A 16720-nucleotide genomic window follows, 5' to 3' on the forward strand; every position below is an offset into this window, starting at 1 on the left:
AGGGGAGGGCGCTGTGCCCAGTCGCGTGCTGATGCTGCAGGGAGCGGGGTAGATGGGGCGCTATGTCGTGCGGCGGCTGGTCGGCACGTTGCCTGTATTCCTCTTCGTCGCGCTCTTTACCTTCTGTCTGCTGCGGCTGACGCCCGGCGATCCGGCGGCGCTGCTTGCCGGCGATCAGGCCACCACGGCCGAGGTCGAGGCGATGCGCCTGAAGCTTGGCCTCGACCGGCCCGTGGTGGAGCAGCTTGTCGGCTGGGCCGGGCAGCTTGCGTCGGGCGATCTCGGCCGGTCCGTCTTCTCAAACATGCCGGTGACGCGGCTGATCGGGCAGCGCGCGGAGGCGACGGCCATGCTGGCGCTCGTCGCCATCGTCATGTCGCTCGTCTTTGCCCTGCCCATGGGCGTCATCGCCGCCGTGCGCGCCGGCGGCGCGATCGATCGGCTGGCGATGGCCGTGGCGGTGCTCGGCTTTTCCGCGCCGGTGTTCGTGGTCGGCTTCTTCCTGGTCTATGTCTTCTCGCTCTCGCTCGGCTGGTTCCCGACGCAGGGCTATACGCCGCTGTCGGCAGGGCTCTGGCCGTGCCTGCGCAGCCTGTTCCTGCCCGGCCTGACGCTTGCGCTGCTCTATACCTCGCTGATCGCACGGGTGACGCGCGCCAGCCTGCTCGAGGTTCTGTCCGAGGACTATATCCGCACCGCCAACGCCAAAGGGGTGCGGCCGCGGGTCATCGTGATCGCGCATGCGCTGCGCAATGCCGCCGTTCCCATCGTGACCGTGGTTGGTGTCGGCATGGCGGCCCTGCTCGGTGGCGTCGTCGTCACGGAAACGGTCTTCAATATTCCCGGTCTCGGGCGGCTGACCACAGACGCGATCCTGCGTCGCGACTACCCCGTGGTGCAGGGACTGATCCTGTTGTTCTCGACAATCTACGTGTTCATCAATCTCCTGGTCGATCTCAGCTACGGGCTGATCGACCCGCGCGTGCGGTATTGAGGCGGCCATGGCGATGATCGAAGCCAAGGCCATCGAATCCACGACCATCGAAGACAAGGCGGCCGGGGCGGCCCGGTCCCGGGGAAGGGCTGGTGCGTTCCGCCGCTTCCTCGGGCGCAATCCCGTCATTCTGACAGGGGTTTGCTTGCTCGTGGTCTTCATGCTGATCGCCGCCGTCTCCCCCTATCTTCTGCCGGATCCGACGCGCCTCGATCCGTCGCAGCGTCTGCGGCCGCCGAGCCTCCAGAACTGGTTCGGCACCGATCACCTCGGCCGCTCGGTCCTGTCGCGCACGCTGAACGGCACCAGCATTTCGCTCGCCGCGGGGACGCTGGTGATGGTGCTGACGACGCTCTTCGGCGTGTTCCTCGGGCTCGTGTCCGGCTTTTTCCGCAAGCTCGACGGCATCCTGATGCGGTTCATGGACGGCATCATGGCGATCCCCGGCATCCTCCTGGCCATCGCGCTGATGTCGCTGTTCGGATCGAGCCTGCAGAACGTGGTCGTCGCCATTGCCATCGTCGAAGTGCCGCGCATGGTGCGCGTGGTCCGGGCTTGCGTGCTTGTGCTGCGCGATCAGCCCTATGTGGAAGCATCGATCACGCTCGGCACGCGGATGCCGCGCCTTCTGGTCCGCGAGATCCTGCCGAACATTGCCGCGCCGGTGCTTGTCCAGGCGACCTACGTCTTCGCGGCTGCGATGGTCGTTGAATCGGTGCTGTCCTTCCTCGGTGCGGGCACCCCGCCGACCATTCCGAGCTGGGGCAACATGCTGGCCGAGGGGCGCCAGTATCTGCAGCGTGCGCCATGGATTGCAGCCTTTCCCGGCGTGTTCCTGGCCGTCCTCATTCTGACCGTCAATGTTCTGGGCGATGCCCTGCGCGATGCGCTCGACCCGAAGCTTAGCCGACGCAGACGATAGAAACACACCGTAAGGAAGGGGAGGAATGATGAAGCCTAGACAGGGATGGAGGCTTGCGACCGCGGCTGCGATCGTTGGCCTGTGGGCACTGCCGGCCGCGGCGGAAACGACGCTCAAGGTGCGGCCCTTCGGCGATCTCAAGACGATCGATCCGATCACCACCTCGGACTACATGGTCCGCAACCATGGTTACATGGTCTACGACGTGCTCTTCGCGCAGAACGCGAAGGGCGAGATCGTCCCGGAGATGCTCGCGAGCTACGACCGCTCGCAAGACGGACTGACCTGGACCTTCGTGCTGCGGGATGGCCTCAAATTCAGCGACGGCGCCCCCGTCACGGCGACCGACGTGGTCGCCTCTCTCAAGCGCTGGGGCGAACGCGACGGCCTTGGCCAGCAGCTCATGGCGAACACCGGGAGCCTGGAAGCCGTCGACCCTAAGACGGTCAAGCTGACGCTCAAGAACCCCTGGGGCCTGGTGTTGGAAGCTCTCGGCAAGCCGAGCTCCAACGTTCCCTTCATCATGCCGGAGCGTATCGCCAAGACGCCCGCCAACGAGAATATCAAGGACCCGGTCGGCTCTGGCCCCTTCGTCATGAAGCTGGACGAGTGGGCGCCCGGCTCGAAAGTGGTTTATGTGAAGTCGCCGACCTATACGCCGCGTGGCGAAGCGCCCGACGGCCTCGCCGGCGGCAAGACCGTGAAGGTCGACCGCGTGGAATGGCAGATCATTCCCGACGCGCAGACGGCCTTGAATGCGCTCCAGGCGGGCGAGATCGATATCTTCGAGGAAGTCCCGCCGGACATGATTCCCTTGGTGAAGGGCAATGCGGATGTGGGGATTGCCAAGCTCGCCGCGCTGCAGGGGGTGATGCGCTTCAACCAGGCGCAGCCGCCGTTCAACAATGCCAAACTGCGGCAGGCGATCCTGGCGCTCGTCGATCAGGACCCGGCGCTGCGCGCCTATGTCGACGACCCCAGCCTCTACACCAACTGCCCGTCGTTCTACATGTGCGATTCGCCGTATTTCACGAAGGCCGGCTGGCCGAAGCCCGACGTCGAGAAGGCCAAGCAGCTCGTCAAGGAAAGCGGCTATGATGGCACGCCGATCGTCCTTCTCGACGCGACCGAGACCGCCCTCCATCCTGCAAGCCTCGTCGTGGCGCAGGCCATGCGCGACATCGGCCTCAAGGTCGACTACCAGGCCATGGACTGGGGTACCCTGTCGAGCCGTCGCACCAGCAAGAACCCGGTGGGGCAGGGCGGCTGGTCGATCTTCCTGTCCGGACCCGCGGCGCCTGACATGAGCGAGCCGGTCGGCCATATGGCCTTGCGTTCGAACTGCGAGAAGGCCTGGTTCGGCTGGCCGTGCGATGAGGAGATCGAAAAGCTGCGCGCGGCTTTCACGACAGCGCCGGATCTTGCGGCGCGCAAGGCGATTGCCGAGAAGATCCAGCTTCGCGCCGTCGAGACGGTGCCCTATGTCCCGGTGGGACAGTTTTTTCTCGTGCGTGGCGTTCGCAAGAATGTCGATGGCCTTCTGGCCGCTGGCGTTCCCGTCTACTGGAACGTGAGCAAGGGGCAGTGATCTTCTAAAAAGCTATGTGTTCGCATGAGGTTGTATCGAAAGCCTCATGAAGGTCAGGCGTGCCGGCGCTGCTTCGGGGAGCTGCCGGCACGCCGCATTTTGGGTTAGGCGATGGGCAGATCTGATCGTTGGTAGGGAAAAATTTGCCATCTCCGGTGCATCACTGTGACGACAACGCGATCACAGGGATTCGCTCATGACGGTACTCCGCTTCCCCAATCGGCCCTCTCGTCGGACCTATGAGGAAGAATTTCTGCGCCTCTGCGCCTTGCGGCGCGAGATTGATGCGCAACTCGACCAACTCGTCGAGATGGTGAGCGCGTTGGGCGACGAGGATAACGATGGCGGAGGTCCACGTGTGACCATGAGCTTGCCGGGCCGAGGCCGCCACGGATTGCGCGTGGTCTGATTCGAGGCGGGAACGATCGATCGTTGCGGTCATCTCGCAGGGTGGCTCATCCAAGCCTGCCACGCGGGCGGATGCATTGAACGGATCGTGCAGGCTCGCTTCAGGCTTGCGTTGTTCTCTTTGCGGTCCAGGGTCGTGCGCGGCGTCCGGGTCACGGCTGTCGCCTGAATTCAGAGCGCCGGCTGCATGGTGACCCGGCCGGCGAGGGCAAGGCGATGGGAGATCAGCGCCAGCACGAGCGCGACAAGCGCCAGTGCCGATCCCATCCACGGGAGCATCTGATAGGGGAGGCCGAGGGTGAGCCCAACGCCGCCGAGCCAGGCGCCGATGGCATTGCCGAGATTGAAGGCGCCCTGGTTCAAGGTCGAGGCGAGGTTGGGGGCGCCCGCAGCCTCGGTGACGACGCGCGTCTGCAGCGGCGGAACGAGTGCGAAGGCGACGAGCCCCCAGAGAACCAGCGTCACACCGGTGAGCATCGGCGACAGGCTCGTGACCGTAAATAGCGCAAGCAGGGGAATGAGCACGGCCAACGCACCGAGGATCGAGGGCATCAGCCGCCAATCCGCAAGGCGCCCGCCGATCACATTGCCGACGGTCAGGCCGATGCCGAACAAGAGCAGCATCACGGTGACGCCCCGCGCCGAAACCTGAGTGACGGTCGTGAGGATCGGCGCAATATAGGTGAAGACGCTGAACATGCTCGCCGACACGGCGACGCTGATGGCCATCGCCAGAATGACTTGCGCGCTCCGCAGCGAACCCCCTTCACGCCTGAGGTTCATCGGTGGCACGGGGATGGTGCGCGGCAGCCAGAGCTGGAGCGCAAGGGCGGCAACGACGCCGATGAGAGCGACGGCATAGAACGCGTTGCGCCACCCGAACTGGCCGCCGAGCGCGGTTCCCAATGGAACGCCGAGGACATTGGCCAGGGTGAGCCCGGCGAACATCATGGCAATCGCCTGTGCCCGCTTGCGCGGCGCAACGAGCGCGGCCGCCACCACGGCGCCAAGGCCGAAGAAGGCACCATGGCAGAGCGCTGTGACGACGCGGGCGACCATCAACAGCGCATAGTTCGGCGATACGGCGCAGAGGAGGTTGCCGAGGATGAAAACCGCCATGAGCAGCATCAAGGCGTGGCGTCTGTCCATCCTGGCCGTGGCGATGGCGAGAAAGGGGGAGCCGAAGGTGACGCTCAGCGCATAGCCGGTGATAAGGAGGCCAGCCCGCGGGATCGTGACGCCGAGGTCCGACGCGACATCCGGCAGCAGCCCCATGATGACGAATTCGGTGGTGCCGATGCCGAAGGATGCTGTTGCAAGTGCGAACAGCGGAAGGCGCGACGAAGGCGCGGCCGCCGAAACCGCGGTCTCGGATTGTACGGTCATCGGATACCGGCGTGATGAAAGCGTTGCACCGCAATGCGAGTTCAGGCCGATCAGCATGACTAGCCATGCCACCAGGACCGAAGCTCAACGCCTCCTTCTTATACTGCACTGCAATATTGCCGCATTGAATTCTGTGCATGCGCAGCTGGCGAAAAATGCATCCCGATTCGGATTATGGTGGCTTTCGATTACACAGGATATGCCCGTCGCCGGCCGTCTGGCATCAACGATTGTCCTGGAATGTATTTCCCCTGGCCGACAGACATGCGTAGATTGCGTAAGACATTGGAGCGAGTTTTGCCAAAATCACAATTTCTACGCGGAGGCGGCTCCATGGGAGAAGCGATCCGTGTATTTGACTGGAGCAAGACCGCTCTCGGTCCTCTTGCCGACTGGCCCGCCACGCTCAAGACCGCGGTCGGCATGATGGTGAACTCGCGATTTCCGAAGTGCGTCGTGTGGGGCCCCGACTACATCTCTATTTTTAACGACGCCTTTGTTCCGATCCTCGGCGGGAAAGATAACTGTCTTGGACGCTCGTTTCGCGACATCTGGGCGGAGGTGTGGCCGGAGATCGGCCCCCTCGTGGAGAAAGCCTATGCCGGCGAGGCGACCTTCATCGAAGATCTTCCGCTGATCCTGGAGCGCTCCGGCTATCCCGAGCAGGCCTGGTTCACCTTCTGCTACAGCCCGATTCGGGACGAGGAGGGGCGCATCGGCGGCATGATGGATACCGTCATGGAAACGACGCCCAAGATGTTGGCGGAACGGAATGCCCGGATCGTGAACAGCGAGCTGGCGCATCGCATGAAGAATACGCTCGCTGTGGTGGGAGCAATCGCGAACCAGACCTTCAATGCATCGGCATCCATAGGCGAAGCCCAGCACGTCTTCGGCCAGCGGCTGCGCGCTCTCGCCGACGCGCATTCGCTGCTCACCCAGGCCAGCTGGGCCGGCGCGCCCATACGATCGATCGTCGAAGGCGCCATTGCGCCTCACCGTGGCTCAGCCGAGGCGGTCGAGATCGAGGGCGCGCCACTCGAACTCGCGGCTCAACAGGCTCTGTCCCTCGCCCTCGCGGTCAATGAGCTGGCGACCAACGCGCTGAAATACGGCGCCTGGTCGGTTCCAGGCGGCACGATCAGGATTTCGTGGAAGATCGGCCGGCCGAACAGCGATGATATTTTCCAGTTCTTGTGGCTGGAGGAGAACGGCCCGCTCGTCCAGGCGCCGAAGACAACGGGGTTCGGCTCGCGGCTGCTGGAGCGTGTCGTCGCGCAGGATTTCCGGGGGGAAGTCGCTTTGCGTTACGAACCGGGCGGCTTCCGCTATGCGCTGACAACGAAGATGTCTTGCTTGAGTTTTTGAGGCGTCCCGTTCAGGGCACGAGCACGAGACCCGTTTCGGCGAAGGCGAGGGCGATGCTGTCGCCAGCCGCGCGGGGGCGTTGGGTGTCCGGGCTGACCACGAAGAGTTCCCCGACCGGGCTTTCCACGATGAGATCCACGTGATTGCCGAGATAGGAACTCTTGCGGACTATTCCCGGAAGGCCGTTCGGTAAGCCAGGCTCGCTGACCAGCAGACTGTGGGGGCGGATCGCGATCTTCGCCGGCCCGGCGGCGAGCCCGCGCGCGGGAAGATTGAGCCGGGCCGGTCCGAGCGCGATGTCCGCACGGCCGTCCGTGACGGAGGTGATCGCGACATCGAGAAGGTTCGCGTCGCCGATGAAGTCGGCCACAAAAGCGTCTGCCGGAGCCTCATAGAGCTCGCGCGGCGATCCCTGCTGGGCGACGCGTGCATTCGACATCACGATGATCTTGTCCGAAACCGCGAGCGCTTCCTCCTGGTCGTGGGTCACGTAGGCGACCGTGAGGTTGAGGGACTGCTGCAGGTCGCGGATCTCCTGCCGCACCCTGCGTCGGAGCTTGGCGTCGAGGTTCGATAGAGGTTCGTCGAACAGGAGGACCTGCGGCTCCAGGACGAGCGCGCGTGCGACGGCGACGCGCTGCTGCTGGCCGCCGGAGAGCTCCGACGGGTAACGCTTCTCGAAGCCCTTCAGGCCGACCAGCGCCAGTTTTTCAAGCGCCATCTCCTGCGCCTTGGCCTTCGCGAACCCCTTCACCGTCGGACCGTAGGCGGCGTTCTCCATGACGCTCATATGCGGGAACAGCGCATAGGACTGGAACACCATGCTGACGTCGCGGTCGGCCGCCGACAGATGGGTGACGTCCTTTCCGCCAATCAGGATCTCGCCCTCGCTGGCGATCTCCAGCCCCGCGATCATGCGCAGCGTCGTCGTCTTGCCGCAGCCGGACGGGCCGAGCAGCGTGACGAGCTGCCCCGCCTCGATCGCGAAGCTGACAGTGTCGACGGCCGTCACCGCGCCATAGCGCATGCTGACGTTGCGGAACTCGACGGAGGCAGGGCCGGCCTTGGACATGGCGGTCTGTGGTCCCTATTTGGCGGCTTCGACGGCAGGTTTCGTCAGGCGCGCGGTTTGTTTCGGGGCTTTCGGCTTGGGAACGGGAACCGCCCGGCGTCCGAGCTTGCGTTCGCCGACGCCGACCTGGATCAGCGCGATGCCGACCGCCATCACGACGATCAGAACCGAGGAATAGGCGATGGCCAGACCGAACTCGCCGGCTTCGACCCGGCCGACGATATAGGCCGTCGCCAGATTATATTCGGCCGAGACAAGGAAGATGACCGCGCTGACCGAGGTGATGCAGCGCACGAAGCTGTAGACCAGCGCGGTGATCAGCGCCGGCTTGAGCAGCGGCAGCACGACGCGGCGCAGGGTCGTGAAGCTGCGCGCCCTGAGCGTCATCGACGCCTCGTCGAGGCTCTTGTCGATCTGCGCGAGCCCGGCGATGCCGGAGCGCACGCCCACCGGCATGTTGCGGAACACGAAGGCCAGGACGAGGATGAGGCCGGTGCCGGTGATTTCGACTGGCGGCACGTTGAACGCCAGGATATAGGCGACGCCGAGCACGGTGCCGGGGATGGCGAAGCTCAGCATCGTCGTGAATTCGAGCGTCCGGCGTCCCGCGAAGTGCTGACGCGTCAGCAGGAAGGCGGTGATCAAGCCGATCAGGGCGGTCAGCGGCGAGGAAATCGCGGCGACCTTCAGCGTCGTGAACAGGGATGGCCAGGCCGCGCCCTCGAAGAAGATGCCGTTGCTGAAGTCGATCGCGAAGCCGGTGCGGTAGTGCTCGAGCGTCAATGTGTGATCGCGGCCCATGGCCTTCACGAAGCCGCCGATGAGGATCACCGCATAGATCACCGCGGTGAGCAGCACCCACGGCACGATCACCACGGCCGATATGACCTTCGCGGAGGTGGGCAGCATCGCCGGAATGCCGGAGTCGCCCTTGCCGGCAACGGTCGTATAGGATTTGGTGCCGAGCCAGCGCTGCTGGACCCAGAAGGCGCCGAGCGTGAATGCCAGCAGCACGATGGCCAGCACCGCCGCCTGCCCCTGGTTATGCGCCGCGCCGACGACGGCGAAGAAAATCTTGGTGGACAGGACCTCGAAATTGCCGCCGAGCACCAGCGGATTGCCGAAATCGGCCATGCTCTCGACGAATCCGAGCAGGAAGGCATTGGCGAGCCCCGGCCGCAACAACGGCCAGGTCACCGTGCGGAAGGTCGACCAGTGCTTGGCGCCCAGTGTCTGTGCGGCCTCTTCCATGCTCGGCGCAATGCCCTGCACCGTTCCCATGAGCACGAGGAAGGCGATCGGCGCGAAGGCGAGGACCTGCGCAAGAAGGACGCCGGGCAGGCCATAGATCCAGCGCGAGCGCGGAATGCCGACCCATTCGGCCAGGATGCCGGTGATGGCGCCCGAGCGACCGAACAACAGGATGAGCGCAAGCCCGATGACGAAGGGCGGCGTGATGATCGGCAGAACCGTCATGGCCCGCATCAGCCGCTTGCCGGGCATGCGCGTGCGCAGGACGAGCAGGGCGCAGGCCAGCCCGAGCAGGGTCGTGATGACGCCTGTCAGCACGGCGAGGATCAGCGTATTCCAGGCGACGCCGCAGTTGGTCCCGCCGCCGAGGCAGCCGAGCCCCCAGATCGTCGGGCTCAGGAGCCGCTCGAAGAAGCTGGCGAGGGCGAGCGTGCCGTCCGATTCGACGAGCGCGCTCTGCAGGATCGTCGCGACGGGATAGAAGACGAACAATCCGATCAGCAGCACGACGATGCCGATCGCCGAGGTGGTGAAGAGATCGCCCCTGCAATAGCCGCGATAGGCAAGGCCATGGCACATCATGAGGAGCAGGGAGAACAGCGTCATGAGCGCGCCGAAGCCCATGCCGGGCTGCGCCTGGCCGGCGCCGCCGAAGAGGGCTGCCAGCCAGGGAATGCCCTGATCGGGCAGTGTGATCGCGAAGCCCTGGGCGAAGAAGGCGATCAGGCCGAGAAGGCCGATCCAGACAAGGCTGCGCCCGATCCACGGCCGCTCCTCGCGCCCCACCAGGAGGCTCGCAGCGACCAGGGCAAGGCCGATAGGAAGGAGCCAGGGCGAGGCTCCGGAGAGAACGAGCGCCAATGCCGTTCCGGCCTGGCCGAATGGATAGCCGGCGAGGCTCCCATCCTGCGGCAGGTACCAGGGAATGAGCACGTAACCGAGCCAGCCGATCAACAGGGCCAGCCGTGTCGAGGCGCGCATGAGGTTCTCTCCGGAGATAAGCGGCTGACTTCAGCGGCTTACTTCAACGGTTTACTTGGGCGAGTTACTTGGGCGGCTTACTTGGGCAACTTACTTGGGCTGCGCCTTGATCTCCTTGTCCCATTTGGTCAAAAGCCGTGTGCGCTCGGCCGAGGACCCGTATTTGACGAAGTCGTAGTTGATGAGCTTCATGTCGGACATCTTCGGGGCCTGCGGCGGGATCGGGGCGTTCTTGTTGGACGGCACCTGGTAGGACTTGGCCGGCGCGCCCAGCGCCTGCGCCGCCGGCGTCAGCGCCCAGTCGTAGAACTTCTTGGCGTTCTCAAGATTGCGGGCGCCCTTGATGATCGACATCGAGCCGATCTCGTAGCCCGTGCCTTCGCAAGGCGCGACCGGCTTGATCGGATCGCCCTGCACCGCGAAGACAACGGCGTCGTGGATGAAGACGATGCCGACGGCGGTCTCGCCGAGGCTTGCGGCCTTGGCCGGCGCCGCACCGGACTTCGTGTACTGGCTGACGTTCTTGTGGAGCGCGCGGAGATAATCGAAGCCCTTGTCCTCGCCCATCAGCTGGACGACGGTGGCGAGCAGCGTATAGGCGGTGCCGGACGAGTTCGGATCGGCGACCTGCACATCATCCTTCAGCTTGGGGTTGAGCAGGTCGGCCCAGCATTTCGGGTCGGCAAGGCCCTTTTCCTTGATCAGCTGGGTGTTGAAGCCGAAGCCGAGGGCGCCGGCGTAGATGCCGATCGCGCGCTTCTTGGCGGCTTTCCACTGTGACAGGGACCAATCCTGCAGGTCCTTGTTCATGGCGGACTCGTATTCCTCGGTGAGCCCTTCTTCGGCCGCCTGCAGGTGCGGGTCGCCGGTGCCGCCCCACCAGATGTCGCCGCGCGGATTGGAGGCCTCGGCCTTGACCTGCGCATAGACCTCACCGGCCGATTTGCGGGTCATCGCAACCTTGATGCCGGTCTCCTTCTCGAAGGCCGTCGACATCGCGCGGCACCATTCCTCCTGGACGCCGCAATACATGACGAGCGAGCCCTGCGCCGAGGCCGGGGCCGATCCAAACATCGCGGCGGTCGCGAGCACGCTCGCGCCGAGCCAGAATTTCAACTGCATAGTCACCTCCCTCAAACGAGAACTTTGCGTTCTTCGGTTCAGTCTTTCGACGACGGTGGTCCATCCGCCCGCCGCCGCAACCTATCGTGCCGTCACGGCAATCCCGGTGATTTCACCGAGTTGTCGCGCCAATGCCGGCGTGCAGCACAGAATGGCATTGCCTTTGGCGATCCCTTCGCCGGCAAAGAAATCACTGATCGATGCCCCAGCTTCGCCGGCGATGACGATGCCCGCCGCCACGTCCCAGGCATTGATATGCAGTTCGGCATAGGCGTCGGTGCGACCGTTCGCGACATGGCAGAGGCCGAGCGCTCCGGAGGCTGCGCGCTTCATCGAACTGCCCGCGGCAAAGCCGCGCGCGACGAGATCGACGTAGCGCTCCGCGGGAATGCGCGTCGACCAGCCGAGCTCGACATAGGCGCGCCTGATGTCATCGCCGCCGGAGACGGTGATGGGCTTCCCGTTCATCGTCGCGCCTTGTCCGCGCTGCGCTACGTAGAGTTCCTCGAAGGCCGGTGCGAACACGATCCCGATGGTGGGAACGCGGTTCAGGAGGAAGCCGATCGAGATGCACCAGTTGCGGTCGCCGCGCGCGAAATTGGAGGTGCCGTCGATCGGATCGATGATCCAGACCGCGTCGCTGGCCTCGCCGCCGCCTTCCTCGCCGATGATCGTGTCGGTGGGGAAGATGAGGGCGAGCTTCCGGCGCAGGAAATCCTCGACGGCGCCGTCCGCGACGGTCAGCCAGTCCTGATCGCCTTTCATGGTGACGCCGAGGCTCTCCTGCCGGCCGAAATAGTCGAGCGCCATGCGCCCGGCTTCCAGCGCCAGGCCCTGCACGGCATAGAGCCGCAATGCGAGTTCGGTAGGCGTCATCATCAGGCGACCTCTATGGCAACGGGCTTGCCGCTGCGGGCGGACTGGGTGGCGGCATCGGCGAGAAGCTGGGCGCGCAGGCCGTCGAGGCCGCTCGGCGAGGGCGCGGCCTTGCCGGCGCAGACCGCGACGAAGGCGTCGAGTTCCGCCCGATAGGCCGCGGCATAGCGTTCGAGAAAGAAGTTCTGCACGGGATCGGAGCGGAAGCCGTCGCCCGTCGCGATCTCGACGGTGGTCTCGTGGATATTGCCGGCGCGCAGCATGCCCTTCGCGCCATGCACCTCGATGCGCTGGTCGTAGCCGTAGGTCGCGCGGCGCGAGTTGGAAATCTGGGCGATGCGCCCGCTCGCCGTCTTCATGACGACGGCGGCGGTGTCCACGTCGCCCGCTTCGCCGATCGCCTTGTCGACCAGCGCGGAGCCGAGCGCGAAGACCTCCACCGGCTCTTCGGCGAGGAGGAAGCGGGCCATGTCGAAATCATGGATCATCATGTCGCGGAAGAGGCCGCCCGAGCGCCGGACATAATCGACCGGCGGCGGGCCGGGGTCGCGCGAAATCACCGTGACGATCTCGATATCGCCGGCCTCGCCCTGCCGCAGCCGCTTCTCGAGCGCGGCGAAATTGGGGTCGAAGCGTCTGTTGAAGCCGATCATCAGCGGCTTGCCGGACTTCGCCACCACATCGAGGCAGCGGCGGATGCGGGCGGCGTCGAGATCGACCGGCTTCTCGCAGAAGACGGCCTTGCCCGCCTCGACCGCTTTCTCGATGAGATCGGCATGGGTGTCGGTCGGCGTGCAGATCAGCACGGCATCGATCGCGGCATCGCTGAGAATGGCCTCGGCGCTGGCCACCTTGGCGCCCGCGAGCTCTGCCAGAGAGGCCGCGGCGTCGGCGGAGGCGTCCGCCACCGCCACCAGCCGGGCATCGCCGCGCGCGGCGACGTTGAGCCCGTGGATCCGCCCGATCCTGCCTGCGCCGAGAAGTCCAAACCGCATCATCATGTCCTTGTCCGTCGTTCGGTCAGTCGTGGGCGCCGTCAATTCATGGGCGCCGTCAATCATGGGCGCCGAGAATGGTCTGGTCGAAGTCGATATTGGCGCCGGTCATCAACCCTGATTCGCCGGAGGCGAGATAGGCGACCGCCTTTGCCACCTCGCGCGGATCGACGAGCCGGCCGAAAGGCTGCCTTCTGGCCGCCTCCTCCTGCCAGCCGTCCTCGGCGCCATGGCGCAGCCGCAGGATCGCATCCTCGCCCGGTGTCGCCATCCAGCCGATATTGAGCCCGTTGACCCGGATCCGGTCAGCGCGCAGCCCATAGGCGGCGTTGCGCGTCAGCGTGGCGAGCGCACCCTTCGACACGCTGTAGGCTGCGAGGAAGGGCTGGCCGCCGTGCGCCGACATCGACTGGATGTTGACGACCGTGCCGGCTATCCCGAGACGCCGCATCAGAGTGGCGGCGTCCTGGATCAGGAAGAACGGCGCCGTGAGGTTGACCGCCATAATCCTGTTATAGAGTTCTGGCGTCGTGTCGAGGATCGTGCCGCGATCGGTATCCCCGGCCGCATTGACGAGGATGTCGAGCCGGCCAAAGTGCCGCTCGGCGACCGGCACGATGCTCTGCACGGCAGCAAGGTCGCTGAGGTCGGCGGCGTGAAAGATGGCCCGGCACCCTTGCGCGCACAGGGCAGCCGCGACCGATGCGCCGCGTTCGCGGTTGCGGCCGGTCACGACGATGCCGGTGAGCCCGCGCGCCGCGAATTCACGCGCAATCGCCTCCCCGAGGCCCTGCGTGCCACCGGTGACGATCGCGACCTTGCCGCCGAGGTCCCGGCTATAGGCATCCGCTTGAGGCAAACTGGTCGCTCCCACCATTAAAATAGTACATTAATTTTGTTTTTCTTGACTAATGGAACAAATATTCCATTCTCGGGGGCGCCAAGTCAAGGTCGAAGAAGCTTTCATTCTCATGTCCCCAGCGTTATCCCGCGAGCATGCCCGATCCGCGTATGAGGGGTTCGTCACGCGTTTGCGTGACCGGGCCGAGGCGTTGCCCAAACGCCTGCGGCAAGTTGCCGATTTCGCGCTGTCACACCCCGATGACATGGCGCTGCTGACAGCCGCGCAGGTGGCGCAGCGAGCGGGTGTCCAGGCCTCGACCCTCGTGCGCTTCGCGCAGGCTCTGGACTTTTCAGGTTTCAGCGAGCTTCAGCAGGTCTTTCGCGCGCGGCTGCGCCAGCAGTTTCCCGACTATCGCGAGCGCATCGAGAGTTTGCGTGGTGAAGGCGCGGCCGGTCCGGATATGGCGCGCGTGCTGCTTGAGGGCTTCGTGGCGGCAAGCCGCAATTCGCTCGCACAGCTCGAAGCCAGCGTGATCCATACCGATATCGACCGCGCGACCGATCTCCTTGCCGGTGCCCAGAGCATCGTCCTCGTCGGCGCGCGGCGCATGTTCCCGGTCGTGTCCTACCTCGCCTACGCCTTCGGCAAGCTCGGCATCCGCGCCGTCCTGGTCGACCAGATCGCCGGGCTCGGTGCGGAACAGGCCTTTGTGGCACGGGCCGACGATGTCCTGCTCGCCGTGAGCTGCGCCCCCTATACGCCCGAGATCATCGACATCGCGGCGGACGCCCATCGGCGTGGCGTTCCCGTGATCGCCCTCACCGACGGCCCGCTCAGCCCGCTGGCGCGGAATTGCCTCCTGTGGCTGGAAGTGCAGGAGGCCGACTACGGCGCCTTCCGCTCCATGGCCGCCACCTTCGCCCTGGCCATGACGCTGGCCGTCGCGACTGCCGAGAAAGCACAGGCAGATGACTGAACCAGAACTTGATCTGATTGCGATCGGCCGCTCTTCGGTGGATCTCTACGGCCAGCAGATCGGTGGCCGGCTGGAGGACATGGCGAGCTTTTCCAAGGCGGTCGGAGGGTGTCCCACCAACATCGCCATCGGCGCCGCGCGGCTTGGCCTCAAGACGGCGGTGATCACCCGCGTCGGCGACGAGCAGATGGGCCGCTTCATCCTGGAGCAGCTTGGCCGGGAAGGGGTCGACACGTCGGGCGTCATCGTCGATCCCAAGCGCCTGACGTCCCTCGTCGTCCTCGGCGTGCGTGACGAACATACGTTCCCGCTGATCTTCTACCGGACGGACTGCGCCGACGCCGCGCTCGACGAGAGCGAGATCAGCGAGGATTTCATCGCCTCCGCCCGCGCCGTCGTGGTCACGGGCACGCATTTTGCCATTGCCGGCGCCGCCAAGGCGCAGCGCAAGGCGATAGCGCTTGCGAAAAAGCACGGGCGCAGGGTCGTCTTCGATGTCGACTATCGCCCCAATCTCTGGGGCCTGGCCGGCCATGGGGCAGGCGAGGTGCGCTATATCCGCTCCGAGACCGTGACGAGCCATCTCAAGACAATCCTGCCGGATTGCGATCTCATCGTCGGCACGGAGGAGGAACTGCATGCCGCCGGCGGCAGCGAGGACACCCTGACGGCCATCCGTGCCATCCGGGCGCTGTCCGGGGCGACCATCGTCTGCAAGCGCGGCCCGATGGGCTGCGTGGTCTTTCCCGGCGCCATCCCGGAATCGCTGGAGATGGGCATCAAGGGGCCGGGCTTCCCGGTCGAGGTCTACAACGTGCTCGGCGCCGGGGATGCCTTCATGGCGGGCTTTCTCCGCGGGTACCTGCGCGACGAGCCGATCGCGACCTGCTGCGCCTGGGCCAATGCCTGCGGGGCCTTCGCGGTGTCGCGGCTCTTGTGTTCGCCGGAGAGTCCGACCTTCGCGGAGCTGGATTATTTCCTGAAGCACGGCTCGCCAAACCGCGCGCTCCGCGAGGATGCCGCGCTCAACCACATCCACTGGGCCACGACACGACGCCCGCAGCCGCAAACCCTGATGGCGCTGGCCATCGACCACCGCGCGCAGATCGAAGCCATCGCCGACGAGGCGGGCGTTCCGCATGGCCGGATCGCCGCGTTCAAGCAGCTCGCCGTCGCGGCGGCGGCCCGCGTTGCCAGGGATATGGCGGATTCCGGGGATCTGGCGGGTTTCGGTATGCTGATCGACGGCCGCCATGGCCGTGAGGCCCTGTTCCGCGCGGCCGATCACGGCTTCTGGGTGGCGCGGCCGCTGGAGGTGCCGGGTTCCCGCCCCCTGGCGCTGGAGACCGATGCGGAGGGCTCGCTCGGCGCGGCGCTCAATGAATGGCCGGTGGACCATGTCGCCAAGTGCCTGTGCTTCTATCATCCCGACGACGACGAAGCACTGAAGGCCACGCAGGAAGCGACGCTCAGGCGTGTAGCGCTGGCGTGCAGGCAGGTCGGGCGTGAACTTCTGGTGGAGATCATCGCCTCGAAGCATGGACCGCTCGGCGATGACGCCATGGCCCAGGTGATGCGCCGGCTCTATGACTGCGGGATCAAGCCGGACTGGTGGAAACTTGAGAGCCAGCCGAGCGCCGCAGCCTGGGCTGCGATCGACGCGGCGATCGCCGAGAACGATCCCCTGTGTCGCGGCGTCGTGCTGCTTGGGCTTGATGCGCCGCTGGCGGAGCTCGAAGACGCGTTCCGTCTGGCGCGCGGGGCGGCCAGCGTGAAGGGTTTCGCCGTCGGGCGCTCGATCTTCGGCGCTGCGGCGCGCGATTGGTTTGCCGGGCGGATCGATGACGAGGCGGCCATCGCCGCGATGGCCGCGCGATTTGGCCGGCTGGTCCAGTCATGGCAACAATCCGGGCAACAGGCCTGAGCCGCAGCGGCCG

The 16720-nt window shown here is 65.5% G+C and carries 14 protein-coding genes; 6 read left to right on the plus strand and 8 right to left on the minus strand.

The genetic code is table 11. The annotated features are described in order from the left end of the window. Positions 1 to 52 precede the first annotated feature (52 nt). Genes C7450_RS32170 through C7450_RS32180 form a run of 3 tightly spaced genes read left to right on the plus strand, consistent with a single transcriptional unit; the run spans position 53 to position 3504 of the window. Positions 53 to 994 carry an ABC transporter permease gene (locus C7450_RS32170; protein ID WP_110378504.1) on the plus strand — a complete coding sequence of 314 codons (942 nt, stop codon included), beginning with the start codon at positions 53 to 55 and terminating at the stop codon, positions 992 to 994. Between the two features lie 7 nt (positions 995 to 1001). After that, positions 1002 to 1916 (plus strand): ABC transporter permease, encoded by a 915-nt coding sequence (locus C7450_RS32175; protein WP_110378505.1) that lies wholly within the window; start codon positions 1002 to 1004, stop codon positions 1914 to 1916. Between the two features lie 25 nt (positions 1917 to 1941). Beyond that, positions 1942 to 3504: an ABC transporter substrate-binding protein gene (locus C7450_RS32180; RefSeq protein WP_245450295.1), complete on the plus strand. Its 1563-nt coding sequence runs from the start codon at positions 1942 to 1944 to the stop codon at positions 3502 to 3504. Between the two features lie 160 nt (positions 3505 to 3664). On the opposite strand, the gene C7450_RS32185 is transcribed toward C7450_RS32180, so the two are convergent. Both C7450_RS32185 and C7450_RS32190 read right to left on the minus strand, forming a co-directional pair. Further along, entirely contained in the window at positions 3665 to 3946 is a 282-nt protein-coding gene (locus C7450_RS32185) for a hypothetical protein (RefSeq protein WP_110378506.1), read from the minus strand. Between the two features lie 137 nt (positions 3947 to 4083). Then, a complete protein-coding gene (locus tag C7450_RS32190; RefSeq protein ID WP_110378527.1) occupies positions 4084 to 5298 on the minus strand; it encodes an MFS transporter in 1215 nt (404 codons plus the stop codon). Between the two features lie 333 nt (positions 5299 to 5631). On the opposite strand from C7450_RS32190, the gene C7450_RS32195 reads away from it, so the two are divergent. Then, positions 5632 to 6666: a sensor histidine kinase gene (locus C7450_RS32195; protein WP_245450296.1), complete on the plus strand. Its 1035-nt coding sequence runs from the start codon at positions 5632 to 5634 to the stop codon at positions 6664 to 6666. A gap of 10 nt (positions 6667 to 6676) precedes the next feature. Here C7450_RS32195 and C7450_RS32200 read toward each other — a convergent pair whose 3' ends face one another. The 6 genes from C7450_RS32200 to C7450_RS32225 form a co-directional block, all read right to left on the minus strand. Next, positions 6677 to 7738: an ABC transporter ATP-binding protein gene (locus C7450_RS32200; protein WP_110378507.1), complete on the minus strand. Its 1062-nt coding sequence runs from the start codon at positions 7736 to 7738 to the stop codon at positions 6677 to 6679. A gap of 15 nt (positions 7739 to 7753) precedes the next feature. Beyond that, positions 7754 to 9970 carry an ABC transporter permease gene (locus C7450_RS32205; RefSeq protein ID WP_110378508.1) on the minus strand — a complete coding sequence of 739 codons (2217 nt, stop codon included), beginning with the start codon at positions 9968 to 9970 and terminating at the stop codon, positions 7754 to 7756. A gap of 90 nt (positions 9971 to 10060) precedes the next feature. Next, entirely contained in the window at positions 10061 to 11092 is a 1032-nt protein-coding gene (locus tag C7450_RS32210) for an ABC transporter substrate-binding protein (RefSeq protein WP_110378509.1), read from the minus strand. Between the two features lie 81 nt (positions 11093 to 11173). Then, positions 11174 to 11971, minus strand: coding sequence for an inositol monophosphatase family protein (locus tag C7450_RS32215; protein WP_110378510.1), 798 nt, complete (start codon positions 11969 to 11971; stop codon positions 11174 to 11176). Next, entirely contained in the window at positions 11971 to 12966 is a 996-nt protein-coding gene (iolG, locus tag C7450_RS32220) for an inositol 2-dehydrogenase (protein ID WP_110378529.1), read from the minus strand. Before iolG ends, C7450_RS32215 begins: the two co-directional genes overlap by 1 nt. Positions 12967 to 13021: 55 nt before the next feature. Next, positions 13022 to 13822: an SDR family oxidoreductase gene (locus C7450_RS32225; RefSeq protein ID WP_245450297.1), complete on the minus strand. Its 801-nt coding sequence runs from the start codon at positions 13820 to 13822 to the stop codon at positions 13022 to 13024. A 112-nt stretch (positions 13823 to 13934) separates the two neighbouring features. Between C7450_RS32225 and C7450_RS32230 the strand changes: the two genes are divergently transcribed. Continuing rightward, positions 13935 to 14783, plus strand: coding sequence for a MurR/RpiR family transcriptional regulator (locus tag C7450_RS32230; protein ID WP_170147554.1), 849 nt, complete (start codon positions 13935 to 13937; stop codon positions 14781 to 14783). After that, positions 14776 to 16707 (plus strand): bifunctional 5-dehydro-2-deoxygluconokinase/5-dehydro-2-deoxyphosphogluconate aldolase, encoded by a 1932-nt coding sequence (locus C7450_RS32235; protein ID WP_110378513.1) that lies wholly within the window; start codon positions 14776 to 14778, stop codon positions 16705 to 16707. The genes C7450_RS32230 and C7450_RS32235 overlap by 8 nt, the downstream gene beginning before the upstream one ends. Positions 16708 to 16720: the final 13 nt, after the last annotated feature.

Source organism: Chelatococcus asaccharovorans (assembly GCF_003201475.1).
In the GTDB taxonomy this organism is placed as follows: Bacteria; Pseudomonadota; Alphaproteobacteria; order Rhizobiales; family Beijerinckiaceae; genus Chelatococcus; species Chelatococcus asaccharovorans.

What these genes read in the sequence shown, in the direction of transcription:
- C7450_RS32230 (WP_170147554.1), top strand. Translation starts at nt 13,935, where the DNA reads ATGTCCCCAGCGTTATCCCGCGAGCATGCCCGATCCGCGTATGAGGGG.
- C7450_RS32185 (WP_110378506.1), bottom strand. Translation starts at nt 3,946, where the DNA reads ATGACCGCAACGATCGATCGTTCCCGCCTCGAATCAGACCACGCGCAA.
- C7450_RS32210 (WP_110378509.1), bottom strand. Translation starts at nt 11,092, where the DNA reads ATGCAGTTGAAATTCTGGCTCGGCGCGAGCGTGCTCGCGACCGCCGCG.
- C7450_RS32175 (WP_110378505.1), top strand. Translation starts at nt 1,002, where the DNA reads ATGGCGATGATCGAAGCCAAGGCCATCGAATCCACGACCATCGAAGAC.
- C7450_RS32200 (WP_110378507.1), bottom strand. Translation starts at nt 7,738, where the DNA reads ATGTCCAAGGCCGGCCCTGCCTCCGTCGAGTTCCGCAACGTCAGCATG.
- C7450_RS32170 (WP_110378504.1), top strand. Translation starts at nt 53, where the DNA reads ATGGGGCGCTATGTCGTGCGGCGGCTGGTCGGCACGTTGCCTGTATTC.
- C7450_RS32235 (WP_110378513.1), top strand. Translation starts at nt 14,776, where the DNA reads ATGACTGAACCAGAACTTGATCTGATTGCGATCGGCCGCTCTTCGGTG.
- iolG (WP_110378529.1), bottom strand. Translation starts at nt 12,966, where the DNA reads ATGATGCGGTTTGGACTTCTCGGCGCAGGCAGGATCGGGCGGATCCAC.
- C7450_RS32205 (WP_110378508.1), bottom strand. Translation starts at nt 9,970, where the DNA reads ATGCGCGCCTCGACACGGCTGGCCCTGTTGATCGGCTGGCTCGGTTAC.
- C7450_RS32215 (WP_110378510.1), bottom strand. Translation starts at nt 11,971, where the DNA reads ATGATGACGCCTACCGAACTCGCATTGCGGCTCTATGCCGTGCAGGGC.
- C7450_RS32195 (WP_245450296.1), top strand. Translation starts at nt 5,632, where the DNA reads ATGGGAGAAGCGATCCGTGTATTTGACTGGAGCAAGACCGCTCTCGGT.
- C7450_RS32180 (WP_245450295.1), top strand. Translation starts at nt 1,942, where the DNA reads ATGATGAAGCCTAGACAGGGATGGAGGCTTGCGACCGCGGCTGCGATC.
- C7450_RS32190 (WP_110378527.1), bottom strand. Translation starts at nt 5,298, where the DNA reads ATGACCGTACAATCCGAGACCGCGGTTTCGGCGGCCGCGCCTTCGTCG.